This window comes from Actinoallomurus purpureus (assembly GCF_024055795.1).
Lineage (GTDB): Bacteria > Actinomycetota > Actinomycetes > Streptosporangiales > Streptosporangiaceae > Actinoallomurus > Actinoallomurus purpureus.
Window position 1 is genome coordinate 101,627 of the sequence record NZ_JAMXMY010000016.1, and the last position, 19,724, is coordinate 121,350.

Below are 19,724 nucleotides of genomic sequence, written 5' to 3' on the forward strand. Positions count from 1 at the left end.
ATCTCGACGCGGATGACTTCCGGCGCTTGGGCGGGGCGGTGCGGGCCAAGGTGACCTCCGGTCAGGGGCGGCCGCCGGTGGCGCGGGTGATGGCGGTCTCGACGGCGGCGACGCGGTCGGCGAGGAGCCCGAGCGCGCCGACGGCCCTGGTCATCGGTTCGTCGTCCGCGCCGCCGAGGGCCTGGGAGCGCTGGAACGCCGCCTTGACCGTCGCCCAGCGCTCGGACTGCCCGGCGGTGAGCGTGCGGCGCAGCTCGCCCAGCTTGAGTAGGGTGGCCTCGGCGCCTGAGGCGAGGGTCTGGGCCTCGCCGACGTAGTGGTCGTCGATGACGGCCTCCATCTCGGCCTCGTTCATGACCGGCACGATCCGCTCGGCGAGCTTGTTCATGTTCCGGTACGAGCCCTGCAGCTGGAACGGCGGCTCGGTACGCGAGGCGTCGGCCTGGGCGGCCGAAGAGATGTACGCCCGGTTGGCGGACAGCACGACCTCCCGGACCCGCAGCAGCCTGCGCATCACGGCGGTGATCTGCTCGACCTCCGGGCCGGAGTACGGGTGGGCGAGCCGGTCCGGCGACACGGTGGTGTCGCCCTGCGCGAGCCGTACGAACAGCTCGACGTCGCCCCGCTCCCGGGTGGACAGCGGCGCGAGCACCGGGTTGGAGGTGAGGGCGTTCTCCAGGTAGCTCAGCGCGAACAGGTCCTCGCGGCCGGACAGCACGTCGCCGAGGTTCCACACGTCGGCGCGGTTGGCCAGCATGTCGGGGATGCGGAAGCGCTGCCCGGACTCGGTGTACGGGTTGCCGGCCATGCAGACCGCGAAGCGCTTGCCGCGCAGGTCGTACGTGCGGGTGCGGCCGTCCCAGACGCCCTCGATGCGGCGCTGGGCGTCACAGAGGGAGATGAACTTCTGCAGCAGCTCCGGCGAGGTGTGCTGGATGTCGTCGAGGTAGAGCAGCGCGTTGTTGCCCATCTCGAGCGCGAAGTTGATCTTCTCGACCTCCTGGCGGGCGGTCGCGTCGGGCGCGTCCGCCGGGTCCAGGGAGGTGACCGACGAGCCGAGGGCCGGCCCGTTGACCTTGACGAACATCAGGCCGAGCCGGCCCGCGACGTACTCCATCAGCGTCGTCTTGCCGTAGCCGGGCGGGGAGATGAGCAGCAGCAGGCCCATCTGGTCGGTGCGCTTGGCGTCGCCGGCGGCCCCGAGCTGCTTGGCGAGGTTGTCGCCGATGAGCGGCAGGTACACCTCGTCCAGCAGCCGGTTGCGCACGAACGCGCTGAGCACGCGCGGCCGGTACTCCCCCAGGCGCAGCCGCTCCCGCTCCGCCGCGACCAGCTCGCCGCGCAGCCTCTGGTACGCCCGGTAGGCGGGCACGCGCTCGTCACGGAACCGGCGGATCCGGGCGACGCTCTCGTCCAGGCGCAGGTCCAGGCGGCGGCCGCTGATCCGCGGGTGCGCGCCGAGCAGGCCCTCGACGGTCGCGGTAAGGGGCGCCGACACCTCGTACCGGTCGAGCGGGCCGCACAGCTCGATCGCCACGGCCTCGGCGAGGTCGTCGGCCGGGGCGCCGGTCGTGGCGAGGTACGAGCCGAGCCACGCCTCGATGAGCTGGTGACGGGGCGCCAGGCCGCCGCCCTTGAGGGCGCGCAGGTCGTCGCGGTAGCCCGGGGAGTCGCCGAGCGCCGTACGGAAGCCGTCGAGCAGCGAGCGCGCCCCGGCGCCGGTGACGAACCCGGCGGGCTCGCTCGCGAGCTCCTCGAAGAGGTACTCCCCGACCAGGTCACCGGTGTCCCCCGGCGGGAGGATCCGGGTGGCGGCGTCGGGGCCGTGCAGGGCGTGGGCGGTCAGGAAGGCGAGCGCGGCAGCGGTCAGCTCGGTGCGGAGCGCCCCGGCCGCGGGCGCGTCGCCGAAGACGGCGCGGGCGCGGGCCAGCGACGCGGCACGGGTCGTCCACGATCCGCGCGCCGCCTCCTCGGTGCCGTGCGCCCAGAACAGCTGGGCGGCGGCGCGGGCGGCGGGCGGGTAGCGCAGCAGACCGGCGCCGTCGTGCAGCCGCAGCAGCGCGTCGAGGATCAGCGCGGCGTCGTGGTCGTGCACGCCGCGCTCGTACCCCTCGTCGTAGCGGGCCTCGGCGGCGGTGCGGACGACGGCGAGCAGATCCCCTTCTTCGGCCGCACGGCGCAGGACGTCCCGGGGCGTGGCGGCGAGGACCTCCGCCGCCAGGTACTCCCCGCGGTACACCTCGGGCGTCTCGGAGACCAGCGTCTGGTCCCAGTACGGGCGGGTCGCCCCGAAGGCGGGGTCGCGGACCGGTGACCGGTAGTCGGTGGCGGTGACGGCGTACGCCATGCCGCCGTCGTGCGGGACGAGGGTCAGGTCGACGGGCTGGGTGTTGACCGCGAACCGGTGCGCGCCGAGCCGGATGCTCTCGCCGCCGTCCTCGTACAGGTCGACGCGGTCGCGCAGGGTCCGGCCCGCCTCCTGCCGGGCGGTCTTGAGCAGGCCGTCGAGCTCCTCGGCGCGTACGGCGTCACCCGCGGCGCGGAGCTGCTCGACGACGGAGCGCACCTTCTCCACCATCGGATCGGCGGCGAAGTAGGCGTTGATCTCGTCGAGGGAGCCGAGGGCGACGGCCCGGCGGCGTACGCCGGCGAGGATCCTCGACGCGGACTCGGCCAGCCGGTCGGCGCGGCGGGCGCGTTCGTCCAGCAGCGTCTGCTTGCGCGCGGAGAACGCCTCGTAGGCCTCTTCGCGCTTGGCGGTGAGCTCGGCGACGAAGTCGTCGAACTCGGCGAACCGGGACTCGAGGTTCTCCAGCTGGAGCATCACGCGGCCGAGCTGGTCGTCGCAGGCGTCGGGCGTGTCCGCCATGGCCAGCGCGCCGGTGACGGCCTGGCCGAGCAGGGCGAACTCGGCCGCGAACGCCGCGCGTCCCTCGGCGTCCAGGAGCTCCCGGCGGCGGGCGTCCAGGGTGGCCTGGGACCGGTTGATACCGGCGAGCACCTCGCCGACCCGCTCCAGGATCGAGGTGCGCACGGTCGCGTCGGCGATGTCGAGAGTGCCGACGATGTCGGTGACGACCTCCAGGCCCTCGTACTGCTCGGCCAGCCGCTCGAGGATCGGGGCGGCCTCGGCCGTCGTGGCCATCGCCTCGATCGCGGCGAGCAGCCGGTCGATCTCCTCGTGGTAGGCGGTGAACGCCTCCGGCTCGCGCAGGAACTCGACCGCGCGGCGGCCGGTGGCGGCCAGCTCGTCGCTCAGCCGGTCGGCCAGGCCGTCGATCCGCGCGAGGTCGGCGTACCGCATGTCGCGGAGGGTGACGAGGCGGCCCTGGGCACGGCGCAGCCCGGTCAGCCGGGTCACCCAGCCGTCGGCGGTGTCCGGAGAGTCGCCGCGGGTCAGCCGGATCAGGGTGGTGATCTTCTCGTCGGTCTCGGCAAGCGCGGCGGCGGCCTGCGCGGTGAGGCGCTGGACGGTCTCGCACTCCTCGAGCACCTGCCCGGCCGTGGCCCGTACGTCGGTGAGCGGGGCGCGCAGGTCGCCGAGTTCCGGGTCGCCGAGCCAGTGGAAGTGATCGAAGGCGCGCTCGCAGCCGGCGATCAGCGCCTCGAACACGCCCGCCGAGGGCGTGGTCTCCTCCACCATGCGGGCCACCGACAGGCCGTCGGAGATCCCCCGGACCAGGTCGGCGTTGCCCACGCGTTCCAGCGGCCCGGTGCCGGCCGGCTGGGCCGCCGCGTACGCGTCCGACAGGTACGGCGTCTGCCAGACCTGCATCGTGTGCACGCGGGTCGGCTCGCCTGCGTCCGCGCGGAAGACGACGAGCGTGCCGTCGTCGAACAGCGAGTGGCCGTGGCAGGAGATCGGGGTGGCGACCTCCTTGCGGATCACGTTGTACGGCAGCAGGAGGTACCGGCCGGCCTCGCGGGCGTGGAAGACGTACAGCACGTCCTCACCGTTGGTGGAGCGGATGACCCGCTCGTACTCCAGCCGGTCCACGTCGGTGTCGAACGTCTTGGCCGCGCCGGTCACCAGGTAGTAGCCGCCGGGGAAGATGATGCCGTGGTCCTCCGGCAGCCGCCGGCAGGCCTGCCCGATGCCGTCGAGGCGCACGACCGTCTTCACGCGCGTGTTGAAGACGAGGTAGCGCCAGTCGTTCTCCTTGTACGGGCGGACGCGCAGCAGGATGAGCGCGCCGACGCGGGCGTACTGGACCTCGGCGTCGGCGAGACTCTGCAGCGGCTCGTCGACCGGCTCGCGGTAGATGCCCTCGCCGGTCTCGGTGTTGTTCTCGACCTTGACGGTGAGGTCGCCGCCGACCGTCTCGACGAAGACCTCGTCCTCGATCGAGATGTGCGGGTGGCGGCCGAGGACGTGGTCGTCGCGGGTGGTCTCGACCCACTCGAAGTCGTACGGGGGCGGGAAGACGTGGTCGGTCTCGCCCAGGTTGTCCTGATAGGTGGCGGTGCCGTCGACGTCGACGGTCCAGCGCAGCACGCGGGTGTCGTGCTCGGCGGCCAGACCGGTCTGGAACACCGCCAGGAGCCGGCCCTCCGGCCTCCGCAGCTGCAGCAGCCGGGCGTCGCGGTAGTAGCGGTACAGCTCCCCGAAGTCGCGCTCGAAGCCCGGGTCGCGCAGCAGTCCCGGCGCGTCGTCGGTGGCCTCGAACCGGAACTCATCCCCGTCCCAAACGAACCGGTACAGGGCGAACACGTCGCCGACGGCCGTCTGCGGCCGCAACCCGATGAACACGTTGAAGCCGAACAGCATGAGCCCGCCGACCGCGACGATGTCGCGCGGCACGCAGTTGTGCTCGGTACGGATCCTTTCGGTGCCGACCAGCCGCAGCTCCGTGCCGCCGAACACCTCCAGCCGCCGGGCGTTCAACGCCTCGGCCCGCCGGACCAGCTCCTTGGCCTGCTCGCCGAGCCGGGCGCGGAGCACCTCGTAGGTGCCCGCGTCCAGCTCCGGCGCGGCAGGCGTCTCCCCGCCCTCGGTCACGTGGTTCCTTCGGTCCTCGTGGTCGTCCGGTCGCTCGGTCCGGTCGCTCAGTTCTCGATCACTGCCATGGAGGAGACGGCGGCGTCGGCGACGCCGAGACGCTCGGCCTGGTCGAGCAGCTCACGCGCCTTCTCACCGTCGGCGCCTCCGGCCTTGATCCGCTGCATGAGCAGCGCGGACAGGGTCAGGTTCTTCACGTCGTCGGTGTTGATCGACCCGGCGAGCCGGGCGAGGTCCTCCGGCAGGCTGCGCGAGCCGTTCAGCCAGGGACCGGCGAGCCGCTGCGCCACGTCGGAGTGCTCGACGAACCCGTCGACGCCCTTGCCGACGCTGATCGCGCCGACGACCTTGTCGAAGAAGGCGGTGTCGCCGCCGACGATGTCGATGTCGGCGTTCTGCAGGCCGGTGGCCAGCACGGACGCCTGGGCCTCGACGACCTCCCGCTGCACGGTGAGGCCGGCGAGCCGGATCTCCTTCTCGGCCTCCAGGCGCAGGCGGTACTCCTCGTGCCCACGAGTGGCGTCGTCCATCGCGGCCATGCCGGCGGCCTTGTCGGTGAGCCCCTCCGCCTCGGCCTTGAGCTTCTCGCGGATCCCGTCCGCGTCGGCCAGGGCCTTCTCGCGGTTCGCGATGGCCGCCGCGCGACCGGTCTTCTCGATGGACTCGGCCTCGGCCAGGGCCTTCTCGCGGTTGACGGCGGCCTCGGCGCGGCCGACCTTCTCGACCGCCTCCGCGTCGCGCTCACGCACCTGGACGTCGGCCAGGCCCGCGGCGGCGGCCTCCGCCTGGATGCCCTCGGCGAGCCGGATCTTGGCCTGGGCGTCGAGCTCGGACGTCTTCTGCCGGGCCTCGGCCAGCAGGACCTCCTCGCGGGCCTTGAACTTGGCGGCCTCCTCGGCGGCCTCGGCCGCCTTGATGCCCTTGACCAGGTTCTCCTGGGCCTCCGCCTCGGCCTGGATGATCACGGCCTGGCGGGTCCGCTCGGCCTCCTCGACGACCCGCAGCTTCTTGATGATCTCTTCCTGCTCGGCGACGGTCTTCTCGACCGCGATCCGCTCGCGGACCACCTCGGCGATCTCCCGCTTCTCCGCCTCGACCTCTTTGTCCTTGGCGATGCGGGACAGCTCGGTCTCCCGTTCGCGGGCGATCACCTCGAGCATGCGGTCCTTCTCGATCCGCTCGTTCTCGACGGCGATGACGCGTTCCTTGTTCTTCTCCGCGACGGCGATCTCGCGATTGCGGTTCTCCTGCTGGACGCCCAGCTGCTCGTCGGTGCGGATGTTCGCCGTCTGCGAGGTCAGCCGCTCCTCGGCCTGGACCTTGGCGATCTCGGCCTCCTCGCGGGCCCGTACGGTCTCGATCTCCCGCTTCTTCTTGACCTCCGCCTCGGCCTGCCGGCGTTCGAGCTCCAGGATGGCCTCCCGCGCGTCGACGTTCTGGCGGGTGATCTCCTTCTCCTCGTTGCGCTGGAACTCGTTGGTGCGCACGTGCTCGATGGCGGTGAGCTCGGTGATCTTCCGGATGCCCTGGGCGTCCAGGATGTTCGTGGGGTTGAGGCTCTGCAGCGCCGTCTGCTCGAGGTGGTCGATCGCCGCGTCCTCGAGGTGGTAGCCGTTCAGGTCGGTGCCGATGAGCTGCACGATCTGGTCGCGGAACTCGTGCCGGTGCGTGTACAGGTCGACGAAGTCCAGCTGCTTGCCGACGGTCTTCAGCGCCTCGGAGAACTTCGCGTTGAACAGCGTCTGCAGCGTCTCCTCGTGGCTGGCCCGCTGCGTGCCGATCGCCTGTGCCACCTGGATGACGTCCTCGATGGTCTTGTTGACCCGGACGAAGAACGTGATCTTGATGTCGGCGCGGATGTTGTCCCGGCAGATGAGGCCCTCGTGCCCGCTCCGCTCGATCTCGATGGTCTTCACCGAGATGTCCATCACCTCGGCCTTGTGCAGCACGGGCAGCACGATGGCGCCGGTGAAGGTGACGTCCACCTTTTTGATCTTGGAAACGATGAGGACCCGGCCCTGTTCGACCTTGCGGAAAAGCCGGCTGAACAGGTACGCCGTGCCGAGTGCGACGATCAGGATCGCGCCGACGAGGACGGCGATCGCGATGCCGATGGAGTCCATCAATGGTCCTTCTTACGGGGGAATTCAGCTGGCTGGACGATGAGGATCGAGCTCGGCGTCATACGGCATCACCCAGAAGAACTGGCCGTCGGCGTCGTAGTCGAAGATCAATGCGGTACTGCCTGCTTTGAGGATCTCTTCGCCCGATTGGTTCCGTTGCTGGCGAACCTGAATGACGGCGGCCGAGCCGTCGGCGGCGCGCACCTCCGCCTGACCGAACGTCAGGTCTACCCGGCCGGTGCGGATGACGCACATCCGGCCGACGAAGTCCTGCCGGGAGGGCAGTCTCTCCTCGGGGATCATGTAGCGCAGGGGCCGCATGAGCAGCCGGGTGACCAGGCCGGAGGCGACGAGCGCGGCGGCGAGCACCCCGATCGCCGGGACGGTCCCCGTCAGGTCCTCGCGGCGCAGGAGCACGGTGCCGGCCACGCCGGCGAACCACGCGAGCGCCGTGAACAGTGACAGCGCCACCGCCGTGACCATGGTCGCGGCCGCGTCCAGCAGTCCGACGACGACCAACAGCCAGTAGGCGAGGACGATCGCCAGGAGGGCACCGAGGACGACGGCCGGAAAAGCGAGCGCCGCGTGGATGAATTCAGTCATGCGCGCCTCCCCATGGGCAATGCCGTCAGCGTTGCCGACCAGGCTTCCCGGCGCACCTATAAGAGGGGAAAATCCCCGCTTATGCGGCGAAATCCTTTCGCCGCAGACGGCACCGTACCGCATCCCATCACCGGAGACGCGTGACGTACGGCACATACGATCCGACGCCAGGTCGTCCACGCGATCCTCCGCGTGGACGACCTGGCGTCGGTGCCGGCGCCTACGGCTCAGAAGAGACTGTCGCTCCAGCGGATCTCCTTGATGCCCGGCATGGTGCTGTCGTATCGCAGGACGTGCTGCTTGCGGTCCGACAGGAAGATGCTGAGGGTGTAGACGTCGCCCTCCTCGTCGACGAACTTCAGGTACATCAACCCCGAACCGATCCCCTTGGGTCCCTGCGCGTCGACCTCGAGGACGTAGTCGTAGTAGGCGGCGGTGGTGTCCAGCTTGATCGAGTAGACGCGGGCGCCGCTGTTCCCGACGATGACGCGGCTGAGGTCGGTGCTGCCGTTGATCTCCACCGTGTCCCCGGGGAACAGGGATCCGCTCCTGGCGACGGCCTTCCCCTTGACCCTTCCGGCATCGGTGGTGGAGAACGCCACGCGTGACGCATCGGCCGGGACGAGATGGAAGATCGCGCCATGGGCGTCGACCACCCACGGGGTGCCGTCCGGCCCGACCGCGATACGCGTGGCCCGGCCGGGAATGCGATCCCACTGCTGACCGCTCCAGGCGTAAATGTCGTTCCCGCCGCCGTCGGAGTCCTTGTTGGTGCCGATCGCCCAGGCGGTCGGGAGGACGCCGGTGGACACGGCGATGTCCGTCGCCAGGCCGGGAACGGCGCCCCACCCGCTGCCCAGGGGTCCGCCCGGGTTCAGTCTGGCGATCCCCCCGGCCGCGTCGGCGACCCAGGGCAGTCCGCTCGGAGCCACCGAGATCGCGACGGCGGCACCTCCGGCCTGTTCCCACCGCTCCCCGGTCCAGCGCAGGATCGGATGTCCCTTGCCGTCGACGTCGGTCCGGCCGGTCACCCAGACCGACCCGTCGGCACCCGCGCCGATGTCACTGGCGCCGCGCACCTGCTCGCCCGCGGAGTTCTTGCCGCTGGGGATTCCGCCCAGGTCGATGCCCGTCCAGTCCCGGCCGTTCCACCGCCAGATCCCTCCGTCGGCGCTCACGACCCACGGGGTGCCGGATCCGTCCACCGCGATGCGGGCCCCGCCGCCCGGAGCCGGAACCCAGGAGCTCCCCTCCAGCCGCTGGATCTTCTTGTCCTTCGTGACGGCCCAGACCGATCCGTCGCCGCCGACGGCGATGTCACTCGCCTCACCCGGGATCTGGACCCACCGCCACCCGCCTGTGGTGTCGATGGAGATCTCGCCGATGCGCGGTGACGCGACACGGACGCCCGCGATCCTGAAGTTGTCGAACAGCCCGATCGCGGTGTCGCGCTGGGCGTCGTTCCAGTGCTCGAGCGAGAGCATCGTGTCGCCGGCGCCACGCACGCTGGTCGGGAACCGGTTGAAGATCTGCGCCGTGGTGATGCTCGTGCCGCCATGAGCGATCAACTCGAGGATGGACTGCTGCGACAGGTGCGCGGTCTCGCTCGCGATCCGCACGCCGTCCCCGCCGTCGAGCATCGTGGAGTCGCCGTAGATCTCGAACGCCGCCGGATGGTCCACCGACGCGACGTGAAGTCCGCTCTTGTTGAAGTGGTCGTGCAGCACCCCGCTGGACATCTGCACGCCGGTGTTCCGCATGAGCGTCAGGTAGTGCTTGTACGCGTCCTCCTGAGAGCGGCGGCCGTCGGCCCTGACTCCCGACACGTCCCTCCGCCGCTGCGCCGCCCACTGCTCGTCGGCCGTCTGGGGATCGCGGACCACCCCCCGCTTCGCCGGATCCAGGAACCCGTCGTAGAGACCGCGCGCCGCCAGTCCGCTCTGACGGGCGGTGGTCATCGTCTGGACCATCTTCCAGTCGGCCACCGGCATGAGCTTGCCCATGCCGGCCGCCCACTCGACGAACCACTGCATGACCAGCGTCTTGTTGACCAGATGTCCGGCCGCGAACGAGTCGTGCAGGAAGTGGTCGGCGTAGCCGTGGTTCATCCAGGCGAGGTAGGTCAGTCTCTCCTTCGCGGCGGCGCTGCCCGCGTGGTGCGCCTGCGTCGCGTGGTCGCGGGCGATCAGATAGAACTGCTCCCACCGATACCACGAGCTCGGCGCGAAGTGACAGGCGTTCCGGCCGACCACCGCGCCGTAATGATCGGTCCCTTTCGGACCGATTTTCTTCGTGAGCTCGTCGAGGGCCATCGTCTCGATCAACAGATCGAAGAAGTCCCAGCCGAGGTTCATGACCACCGCGTTCTTGAAGTGCACCGAGCCCGGCGTCACCGGAGTGTCCAGGAGCCTGTTCACCCAGAGGTACGATTCCTGCCGGACCGCCTGGAGGATTGGTTCGAGAATCGCCTTCGGCTGACTGTCGAGTGCCGCCGGATTGGCCAGATAATCGGCCAACGTGTTGAGCTCTCCGTAGGTGACGAGCAGTCCGCTGCCCCTGAGCCGGAGCGTACGGATGGAAGAGAATTTACCTCTGATCGCTTCGGGCGTGACCGCGTCCGGGTCGTTCCACCACATCTCCAGGAACACCCGCAGCTCCTCGAGTTTCGTCTTACGGTCTCCCCTCCTCATGGTGATCGCGTCGAGATCGGCGGGCAGCGCGTCGCCGAGCAGGCGATGCTCCCATGAGGCATGACGCTGCAAAACCAACTGCTCCGAGTCCGCCAGCCGGCGGACGGACGGCTTCACCGCCCGCGGCGGCGGCGCGCCGCGGAGGAAGGCGTCGGCGAGCGAACGCGCGTCCGACTCGCAGGTGTCGGCGGGATCCGAGACGGACGCCCCGGCCGCGTAGGGCAGGCGCGCACCGGCCTGCTGCACCGCGTGGGCGGTCTCGTGGACGAGCAGCCGGAGCCCGGCGCGGGAGTGCGGAGCGAAGGCGCCCGCCGCGAAGAAGACGTCGGCGCCGACCGTCACCGCCTCCGCGGAGAGGGCGCGGCAGATGCGATCGGCGTTCTCGTCGGCGTTTATCCGGAGTCGGGACAGGTCGGCGCCGTGAAAGGTCTCCAGTACCGACCTCAAGCGCCCTTCGATCCGCTCACCGGCGCCCAGAGCGCCCCGGATTTGACGATCGAGGGATTTCGCGATGCGGTTTTGGGCAGCGTTCAACGACGAATCGACCATTGTTCTGCCTTCCAGATGTCCCGGCGCGGCCTGACACTTCCCCGAGTTTCCGATCAAGGCACCCGATAGATGCGTGACCGGATGGAAACGCCCCGTGAGCGAATCACATCGAGGCGCATGCGACAAGAGGCCGAAGATCGCCTGACAGGCTCGCGAATGACGCATGCACGCAGGACGCCCGGCGGCGACCGTGAAGGTGATAGGAGTCTGTCCACCGTGGTCACCGAACGCGGTCCACCGGCCCTGGTGGCACACAAGGCCCGGGTGATCCAGAAGAAGCCCGCGAGGATGCCTGGCTGGTTGTACAGTCAACCTTCTTCCTACGAGAGGAGGCGTGCATGGCCGCACGCGACTGGGTCATCAAGAAGGCCGCTTCGAAGATCATGGGTCCCGACGAGAGGCTGGTGGCGAGTTGCATGGCCAACCTGCCGGGCACCCTGAAGCGTGAGGGGTACTACGCGGCGCTGCAGAACGTCGTGGGCATCCGGTTCGTCGACGTGGCAGGTGAGGGCGGGCTGCCGCCGAAGATGAACATCGCGGTGACCGACCGGCGGGTGCTGCTGTTCGAGCAGTCGATGGTCGGCTTCGCGAAGGACCTGGTCGCCGAGATACCGATCGGCCAGATCGCCGGCGCCCGGGTCACCGAGACCGGCCGGGCGCAGGTGACGGTCAAGGTCCACAACTTCGTGATCACCTTTGCCAACGGCGCGGATCTCGAACTGGAGTCCGCCGACAAGGGCGGAGTCAACAACCTGGTCGGCGCGATCAACGGCCGCGTACGGCACTGACGAGCGCGTTCTGCGGCGACAGGCGGGACAATGGTGAGTCCATCACCGCTTCCCGGGGGGTTTCGCTTGTCGCCACGTTCGGCCCGTGTCAACCAGGAGTTGCGGGAGCAGTCCCGGCGCCGGATCCTCGAGGCGGCCCTGACGCTGTTCGCCGAACGCGGGTACGAAGGCGCCACGATCTCGCAGATCGCCGAGCGCGCGGGGGTCGCCCGTGGGCTCGTTTCGTACTACTTCCCGGCGAAGGAGGAACTGCTCCAGGAACTGCTCGGCCAAGCGCTCAACGGCATCCTCGCGGGGACCGACCCGGTCGACGGAGAGGTCAGCGCGGATCAGCGGCTGGCCGGGGTGATCGACCGGACCCTCGCGATGGCGCGAGACACCATCGGGGTCCAGCGGCTGGTGCTCTGCCTGATGCTGCAGCCTGCGACCCGCGAGATCTTCATCAAGGTCGAGTCGGCCAAGGCGGGCGTCATCGAGGAGTTCGAGAACCGCCTCAGGCAGATCTTCGCCGACCGCGGGGCCGAGGATCCCGCTCTGGAGGAGGTCATGTTCCGCAGCGTCCTGGAAGGTGTGATCTTCAAGCTGGCGGTCTATCCGCAGACGTACCCGTTCGCGGCGGTCCGCCATCGGCTGTTCACGATGTACGGGCTGCCGGCCGGCGGCCCGCCCGCCGAGCCGGTCGGACGCCTTCGCGCGCACTGAACGCCCCGCCTGACCAAAAAGCACCCCGGGGACCGATGAGTTCCGTGCGGCCGCGCGGTCGGAACACCTGACCGCATCCGTACAACGAAAGGACCACCGGCATGGCCACCTTCGTCCTGATCCCCGGTGCGGCGTCCGGCCCGGAGTACTGGCACCTCCTCACGGCCGAACTGCGGAGGCGCGGCCACGACGTCGTGGCCGTGGACCTGCCCTGCGAGGACGACTCCGCCGGGCTGTCCGAGTACGCCGACGCCGTGGTCCGGCAGACCCGCGACCGCGCCGACCTGACGCTCGTGGCGCACTCCTTCGGCGGGTTCACCGCGCCGCTGGCGTGCGAACGCGTGCCGGTCGATCTCCTGGTGATGCTGACGGCGATGATCCCCGCCCCTGGTGAGCCGGCCGGCGCATGGGAGACCGCCACCGGCCACGAGCGGGCGCTGCGCGAGGAGGCCCGGCGCCACGGCGTACCGGAGGGGGACACGGAGGCGATCTTCTTCCACGACGTCGCCCCGGAACTGGCGGCGGAGACGGAGCGGCACGCGCGGGGCCAGTCGGCCACTCCGTTCGAGAAGCCGTGGCCGCTTCCCGCATGGCCGAACGTGTCGACGAAATTCCTGCTCTGCCGCGACGACCGATTCTTCCCCGCCGAATTCACGCGCCGGGTCGTACGGGACCGCCTCGGCATCGTTCCCGACGAGATGCCCGGCGGCCACATGGTCATGCTCAGCCGCTCCGGCGAACTCGCCGACCGTCTGGTCGCCTACCAGGGCAAGGCCGGAGCCGGCGCCGCGGCCCCGCACGTGTCACCCTGACGGCGCCGCCCTGTGGGAACGGACCGACTCACTGCGGCCCTCGAACCTCGGGTCCCTCGTCCACACGACCGTCCTGGTGAGGCCGAGGCCACGGAGCCCGCACCCGGCGCGCTGACCCCGGGCGATCACCGCCTGCGAGGATGGCGACGTGCGCGTACAGCCCATATCGCCGTCTCTCCTGGTCGATGAGCTCGCCGATCGGATCGCGGCCCTCGCCGGAACGTCGTGGGCGCGGGTCGCGATCGACGGCGCCCCGCCCGCCCGTCCGGGCGACCTCGCGGACGCGCTCGTGGACCCCCTTCGCCTGCGCGGCCGTGAGGTCCTCCGGGTGTCCGCCGGGGGCTTCCTCCGCCCGGCGTCGCTGCGCTTCGAGTACGGCCGGGACGACCCGGACCTCTACTACACCGACTGGCTCGACGAGGGCGGCCTGGTCCGCGAGGTGCTCGCCCCGCTCGAACCTGGCGGTACGGGACGGGTCCTGCCCAGCTTGTGGGACAGCGCCGCCGACCGAGCCACCCGCGCCTCGTACGTCACGCTGCGCGAAGGCGGCGTGCTCCTCCTCGACGGAGCGCTCCTCCTCGGCCGGGGCCTGCGCTTCGACCACGTGGTCCACCTGTCGATATCCACGGCGGCGCTGGCCCGGCGAATCGACCCCGAACAGGAGTGGACCCTGCCCGCCTACGCCCGGTACGAGGATGAGGCGCAACCGGCGCAGGCCGCCGACGTCGTAATCCGCGTCGACGATCCGAGGCACCCCGCGCTGGTGGAGCGGCGGCCATGACCCGGCTCGCGGGCCGCCCGGGATCCGGCGTCGGCTTCCCGCACGACTTCCTGGCCAGGCCGATCACTAAAGCTGGAGTAGCAGGTCGCGCACTCCCGCACCCAGCCGGGACGATCCCTGGCTTGACCGCGTTCTCGCTCCACAGCAGGAGCGGGCCCAGCGTGTGCTTTACAGGGGATCTTGCGGCTGGGGCAGGAGCAGCGGAAGACGGGCTCGGTCAGCGCACACTCCGAAGCCACCGACAAGGTCTGACGAACAGGGGCCTCCAGCGCGGCCCGTGCGGCGTGGGGCGGCAGGCTACCGCGTGGCTACCACACCTCGAGTGCGGGGATGGCCACAATTTTCTTAGCCACTATCAGACGCTCTGAGGAGATGACGAGCTGGCCTATGTCGAGACCGCCGTTCGCGGTCTGGTCACGAGCAACCGGGACGGCATCGCTCGCCTCATCGACGTCTGGGAGTCGATCCGGACGTGCACCCTGTCCCAACGCGAATCGATCGAGCTCATCAAGAGAACGGCAGACGAACAATGGACCTGAACAACGCGGACTGGCGCAAGTCACTGCGCAGTAACGTCAACGGCGGAAACTGCGTCGAGGTATGCGTCGCGGAGCAGGCGCGATAACCCATGGACCTGGACCACACCGACTGGCGCAAGTCACGGCGCAGCGGCACCAACGGCGGAAACTGCGTCGAGGTGCGCGTCGTGGAACAGGCCGAGTAATCCCCTCGCGCGCGGTTCACGCCGGGGCTCAGGCGACGGCGTGGACCGCGCGAGCGGCCAGGAGGCGGCTGCGGAGCAGGATGCCCAGGTGCGTGGCGACCACCATGCTGAGCGTGAAGAACAGGATCGAGTCGCCGAAGGCAGCCGGGCTGATGCGGTTCTCGACGAGGAACCGGCCCAGGTCCCGGGTGAACCAGTGCTGGCAGCCGTACACGAACAGCTGGCGCAGCGCGGTGATCAGGACCCAAAGGACGACGTACGGGTAACCGGCGTCGTACCAGCCCTTGCCCTCCTCGTCCACGCTCACGCGCAGCATCGCGCAGGCCAGCGCCCCGACCGCGATACGCCGGCCGGTGAGCGATCTCGCCATTCACATCGTCGTCGCCGATGGGACTGCAGCCGGATACCCCTCGCCGAAGACCATGCGGTGCCCGCGGGCCGTGTCCATGTATTCGCGGACCCGGTGGATCAGGCCGTCCCGGAGCTCGAAGACGAAGCAGTAGTCGTTGGCGTAGTGGTTGCCGTTGGCCAGAGTCGCCGTCATGGTCTCCTCGACGATCACCCGATCACCGTCGGCGTAGATCCCATGGAAGGTGACGGTGACGTCCTGCACGAAGAAGCGGGCGAAGTCCTCGGCGAGGAAACGTACGATCGCCGTCTTGCCGACCATGTGGCTGGGGCCCTGCAGCGCGACGGCAGTGGCGTTCCCGGCGGGCGCCAGCCACTCGGCGTCCTCGGTGAAGACTGCGGCGATCCGGCCGGCGTCGTGGCTGGCGAACGCCTTCCAGGCGCTCTCGACGATGGTGCGGCTCTGCTGCGACATGCCGCGACCCTAGGCGGGCACAGGCGGAGGGGCTGGCCGCTTTCCGCCCTCACCGCCGATCACCGACATCGACATCGACATCGACATCGACGACGGCGGGTACGGGCTGTCCGCGATGCGGGAGCGCGTCCGGCCGGCGGGCGGCACGGTCATCAGCGGATCGACCGAGGACGGCTGGCGGGTGCGCGCCCGGGTCGACCGGTGAGCGAGCCCGCCGACCCCGCCTTTCACTGGTTCGATCAATGGTGGAAGCTCGTGCCGTCCTCGGGGCCCAACATCGGCCGGGGCTGCTTTCGCAACCACGGAATTAGGCTCTCCAGGTCCTCGACCAGCCTGTCGGCGAGGTCCAGAGAGAATCCGTTCCGGACCACGATCCGGAGTACTGCCAGGTCCTGGCGGTCGGCCGGGAAGGTGTAGGCCGGAACCACCCAGCCGAACTCCCGCAGCCGTCGAGAGACATCGAAGACGTCGAATTCGGTCACCTCATCGGTGGTGGTGAAGGCGAGCACCGGTAGCTGGTCGCCGCGAGTGAGCAACTGGAAGCAGCCCATCGCCTCGATCCGCGCGGCCAGGTGCGTCGCGATGTCCCGGCTCGCCTGCTGGACGGCGCGATAACCCTGGTAGCCGAGCCGCAGGAAGTTGTAGTACTGCGCGACCACGTGCGCACCGGGCCTGGAGAAATTGAGCGAGAATGTGGGCATGTCGCCGCCCAGATAGTTCACGCGCTCCACCAGTTCTTCGGGCAACACCTCGCGGTCGCGCCACAAAGCCCAGCCGACTCCCGGGTACACCAGCCCGTACTTGTGGCCGGAGGTGTTGATCGAGGCGACGCGGGGAAGCCGGAAGTCCCATACCAGGTCGGGATCCAGGAACGGTGCGATCATGCCCCCGGATGCGCCGTCCACGTGGACGGGCACGTTCCACTCTGTGCGCTCCTCCAGCGCGTCGAGGGCGGCGCAGATCTCGGCGACCGGCTCGTAGCTGCCGTCCATCGTCGAGCCGAGGATGGCCACGACGCCGATGGTGTTCTCATCACACCGCGCGGCGGCTTCTTCTGCACTGAGATGGAACCGGTCACCGGCCATCGGCACCTGACGCGCCTCCACCTCCCAGAAATTGCAGAACTTCTCCCAGCACACCTGCACGTTGGTGCCCATCACCAGGTTAGGCCGAGCCCCGGCGGCGTACCGATCGGCATTGCGGTGCATCCAGCGACGCTTGAGTGCCATCCCGGCGAGCATGCATGCTTCACTCGATCCGGTCGTAGAGCAGCCGACTGCGGTGTCGGGGTCGGGAGCGTTCCATAGGTCGGCCAGTATCGCGACGCAGCGGCGCTCCAGTTCGGCCGCGTGAGGGTACTCGTCCTTGTCGATGATGTTCTTGTCGGCGGTCTCGGCCATGAGCGTGGCCGCCTGCGTTTCCATCCAGGTGGTCACGAACGTGGCGAGGTTCTGGCGGGAGTTACCATCCAGCATCATCTCGTCGTGGACGAGATGATAGGCGGTCGCCGGGGCCATCGGACGCTCGGGAAGCCGATGCCGTGGGAGGACGGTCTCGACACCGGATACCGGGTCCGCCTCCCCGAACAGCGGATTCACGTGTAGCGGCCGTTGACGGCCGTCCTCGCCCTTGTGCAACGCCATCGGTCGTGACCTCCTTCGTCGGCTCGTTTGAGCCGCAAGCGTCTCTGATCAGCTTAGGGATCCGTAGTCACATTGGAGTGTTGTGACTGGTGGATCTACCCACCGGGGTGGGGTGGCGTGGGCGTGCAGGTGGAAGCCTGCGCCCAGTGCCGCTCCCCTGGGCCGGTGCCGTGGGTGGTCCGGTCGGGTGGTGGGTGTGCTTGAGCTGATCGTGTGCACGATAGTTGTGCGTACGCCCTGGTACCGGCAGGCCGCGCGGGGCGGTCTGTGGTCCGTGTGAGCGTGTCCCTCCGGACGCTGACCCGCCGGCCTTTGGGGGCTGGGGGTGGAGGGTGCCCTGCGTCGCCTGGGCGCGGGGCGTGGGGATCTGGGCGGGGTGGGTCCGGTCTTGGACCGGTCACCCCCGCTGGCCTGAGAAAGTGCGGTCGGGGTGATGACCGCACCGGTCTCGAGTTCGTCGATGACGCGGCCGATGGTCATCTGGCCGGTGGCGCGGTCGATGGTGGTGTTGTTTTGGTGGGTCAGGCCGCGGGCGGCGATACGGCGCCATGCGCCGTGGTCGCGGTCGCCCTGCCAGCCACAGTGCGGGTCGGGGCAGTACGCCCATTTCCATCCGGGTGTGGTGGGGCGGTCGGGTGCTTTGCAGTGCCGTAGCGGCAGTAGACACTGTGGACAGTGCTTGGAAGTGTTCTTCGGCGGGACGGTGACCACGGCGATACCGACCTCGGCGGCCAGGTGCCGCATGTTGCCGACGATCCGCCCGCGCACCGCTTGGGACAGGCGGGTGTTCATCGTGCGGCCCATGCCCTTGGCCTCCAGCGACCGCAGATCCTCCACATACATCACCGTCGCACCCGCGGCGATCGCCTGATCCACCGCCCACCGCGCCGCTGACCAGGCGAGTGCGTCGTTCAGGCCCGACCGGCGGTCGGCCACATGCCCGCTCTCGGCTTTCACTACGGTGTGTTTGGCGACCAGGGCATGATCTGGGTCGCCATCGATCAGGTGTTCGTAGGCATCGGTCTTGGCGTGCAGGTGTTCGCCGTGGCGGCGCAGCCGGTGCTGACGGGCCATCACCCCGGCGGCCCTAAACATCGCCCCGGCCCCGAGTGCGGTGATGGTGCCGTCGGGGTACAACCGGCACGGCCCCGCACTGAGCAGGGTGTTCAGACCCCAATCCACGCCCAACGCCGTCACGTGCCCGGCCCGTTCGGACTTGGGGACGGGGTAAGAGAACGCCAGATCCGCGCGCACCTTGCTGCCGTGTGGGCGCAGCGTGGGCAGGTGCAGCACCGCATCAGGCGGGACGGTGGGCGGCAGCGTGAGCGGGCAGGCCACCCAGGTCCAGTCGGCATACGAGCGCGGATCCGGGCGGGCGGGCAGTTGCACCCGCAGCAGGGCCCTGGCCGGGTTGTCCTCGGCGCGTTCCAGGGTGGCCTGCTGCCGGTCCACCGCGGCCAGCACCAGCATCCGCGCCACGCGCGGCGCGTCTTCCAGTTCGAACACATCGACCGGAAGCCGCCCATGACGGGCGACGAACGCGCTGATCTGCCTGGTGCGTGCCTTGATCACACCGCCGGGCAGACACCGACCATCAGGCACCGCCCCGCGAACGGCGTCCCACTCAACCGCCGTCCGCTTGTCCGGGTCGGCAGGCCAGGTTTGCAGGACCCCGCCGGTCAGTTCCGCCCGGTGCCGGGCACCGCGAAGGATCCGCCCGGCCTGTTCCTGAGCCATCCGCACGATCCGGTCATTGACCTTGACCCCCTCGGGGACGGTCACGTCCCAGCCCAGCCTGCGCAACGCCATCCACGCATTCGACGGTAAGACGCGGCCCGCGCCATCCACCCCGGCGGCCAGCCCGGCCACGTCACGGGCGTTCCAATGCTCGGCCAGCAGACCGGCGGCCATCCCAGCGACCAAATCAGCGGCCCAGCCGACGCGCTCGGCCACCGTCCGGGCCGACAACACCTCACCGGTCTTCTCATCCGCCCCACCACGCAACAACACACGGGCGGTCGCGGTCCGGGCCACCTGACCGACGGCCAGCGGAAGCTTACGGCTACTCATACGGCGCGACCCTGCGGACACTGCCCGGTCCCAGGCGGCAACCGTCGGGGGTGACGAGACATACACGTACCGTAGCGAACGGCATCGGCATTCCGCTCGGCGATTCGAAAATCTGAGCGAGGTCAGCCCGCAAAGCGTCGGCCATCCAGCGTCGACGCGTAATCGGGCGCGCCAAACGCTTCACCGCCTCCGAAAATGCAGCAACTCTAGGCCCCATAGCGGTACCTACATGACAAGAGGTAACACTGAAGATCTCTAAGCAAATCTGTGAGCCTGACAGGCGGCGCTTTAAGAAGAGGTATATGCGCCTTTTCGCCTGAAGCCCAGCAGCGCGGGCGCTGCCGATGTCATTGCATCACGAACCCACTCGGCGAGCCGCGACCGCAGTTCGCCCTCGCTCTGCCCGCCGACTAGCCT

At 69.5% G+C, this 19,724-nt stretch carries 14 protein-coding genes; 6 read left to right on the forward strand and 8 right to left on the reverse strand.

Annotated elements, in window-relative coordinates:
* Nucleotides 1–61: 61 nt before the first annotated feature.
* The 4 genes from NE236_RS27185 to NE236_RS27200 are packed head-to-tail and all read right to left on the reverse strand — an operon-like array spanning nucleotide 62 to nucleotide 10,862.
* Nucleotides 62–4,999, reverse strand: a complete 4,938-nt coding sequence (locus NE236_RS27185; RefSeq protein WP_252844991.1) for a DNA repair ATPase — start codon at nucleotides 4,997–4,999, stop codon at nucleotides 62–64.
* Between the two features lie 47 nt (nucleotides 5,000–5,046).
* Entirely contained in the window at nucleotides 5,047–7,122 is a 2,076-nt protein-coding gene (locus NE236_RS27190; protein WP_252844992.1) for a flotillin family protein, read from the reverse strand.
* A gap of 24 nt (nucleotides 7,123–7,146) precedes the next feature.
* A complete protein-coding gene (locus NE236_RS27195; protein ID WP_252844993.1) occupies nucleotides 7,147–7,905 on the reverse strand; it encodes a hypothetical protein in 759 nt (252 codons plus the stop codon).
* A 47-nt stretch (nucleotides 7,906–7,952) separates the two neighbouring features.
* Entirely contained in the window at nucleotides 7,953–10,862 is a 2,910-nt protein-coding gene (locus tag NE236_RS27200; RefSeq protein WP_252844994.1) for a tectonin domain-containing protein, read from the reverse strand.
* A 440-nt stretch (nucleotides 10,863–11,302) separates the two neighbouring features.
* Between NE236_RS27200 and NE236_RS27205 the strand changes: the two genes are divergently transcribed.
* The 6 genes from NE236_RS27205 (at nucleotide 11,303) to NE236_RS27225 (ending at nucleotide 14,771) form a co-directional block, all read left to right on the forward strand.
* Nucleotides 11,303–11,752: a hypothetical protein gene (locus NE236_RS27205; RefSeq protein WP_252844995.1), complete on the forward strand. Its 450-nt coding sequence runs from the start codon at nucleotides 11,303–11,305 to the stop codon at nucleotides 11,750–11,752.
* A 66-nt stretch (nucleotides 11,753–11,818) separates the two neighbouring features.
* Nucleotides 11,819–12,454, forward strand: a complete 636-nt coding sequence (locus NE236_RS27210; RefSeq protein ID WP_252844996.1) for a TetR/AcrR family transcriptional regulator — start codon at nucleotides 11,819–11,821, stop codon at nucleotides 12,452–12,454.
* A 101-nt stretch (nucleotides 12,455–12,555) separates the two neighbouring features.
* Entirely contained in the window at nucleotides 12,556–13,266 is a 711-nt protein-coding gene (locus NE236_RS27215) for an alpha/beta hydrolase (RefSeq protein WP_252844997.1), read from the forward strand.
* A gap of 148 nt (nucleotides 13,267–13,414) precedes the next feature.
* The gene (locus NE236_RS27220) at nucleotides 13,415–14,047 is read left to right on the forward strand and encodes a nucleoside/nucleotide kinase family protein (RefSeq protein ID WP_252844998.1); all 633 of its coding nucleotides are present in this window, start codon (nucleotides 13,415–13,417) and stop codon (nucleotides 14,045–14,047) included.
* Between the two features lie 529 nt (nucleotides 14,048–14,576).
* The gene (locus tag NE236_RS45240; protein ID WP_372494445.1) at nucleotides 14,577–14,672 is read left to right on the forward strand and encodes a DUF397 domain-containing protein; all 96 of its coding nucleotides are present in this window, start codon (nucleotides 14,577–14,579) and stop codon (nucleotides 14,670–14,672) included.
* A 3-nt stretch (nucleotides 14,673–14,675) separates the two neighbouring features.
* Nucleotides 14,676–14,771, forward strand: coding sequence for a DUF397 domain-containing protein (locus NE236_RS27225; protein ID WP_252844999.1), 96 nt, complete (start codon nucleotides 14,676–14,678; stop codon nucleotides 14,769–14,771).
* A 28-nt stretch (nucleotides 14,772–14,799) separates the two neighbouring features.
* Here NE236_RS27225 and NE236_RS27230 read toward each other — a convergent pair whose 3' ends face one another.
* The 4 genes from NE236_RS27230 to NE236_RS27245 all read right to left on the reverse strand — a co-directional run bounded on the left by NE236_RS27230 (nucleotide 14,800) and on the right by NE236_RS27245 (nucleotide 19,307).
* Nucleotides 14,800–15,141, reverse strand: coding sequence for a hypothetical protein (locus NE236_RS27230; RefSeq protein ID WP_252845000.1), 342 nt, complete (start codon nucleotides 15,139–15,141; stop codon nucleotides 14,800–14,802).
* Nucleotides 15,142–15,594: a nuclear transport factor 2 family protein gene (locus NE236_RS27235; protein WP_252845001.1), complete on the reverse strand. Its 453-nt coding sequence runs from the start codon at nucleotides 15,592–15,594 to the stop codon at nucleotides 15,142–15,144.
* Between the two features lie 239 nt (nucleotides 15,595–15,833).
* Nucleotides 15,834–17,237 (reverse strand): glutamate decarboxylase, encoded by a 1,404-nt coding sequence (gad, locus tag NE236_RS27240; protein ID WP_252845002.1) that lies wholly within the window; start codon nucleotides 17,235–17,237, stop codon nucleotides 15,834–15,836.
* A 48-nt stretch (nucleotides 17,238–17,285) separates the two neighbouring features.
* On the reverse strand, nucleotides 17,286–19,307 hold the full coding sequence (locus NE236_RS27245; protein WP_252845003.1) for a zinc ribbon domain-containing protein: 2,022 nt from the start codon (nucleotides 19,305–19,307) through the stop codon (nucleotides 17,286–17,288).
* Nucleotides 19,308–19,724: the final 417 nt, after the last annotated feature.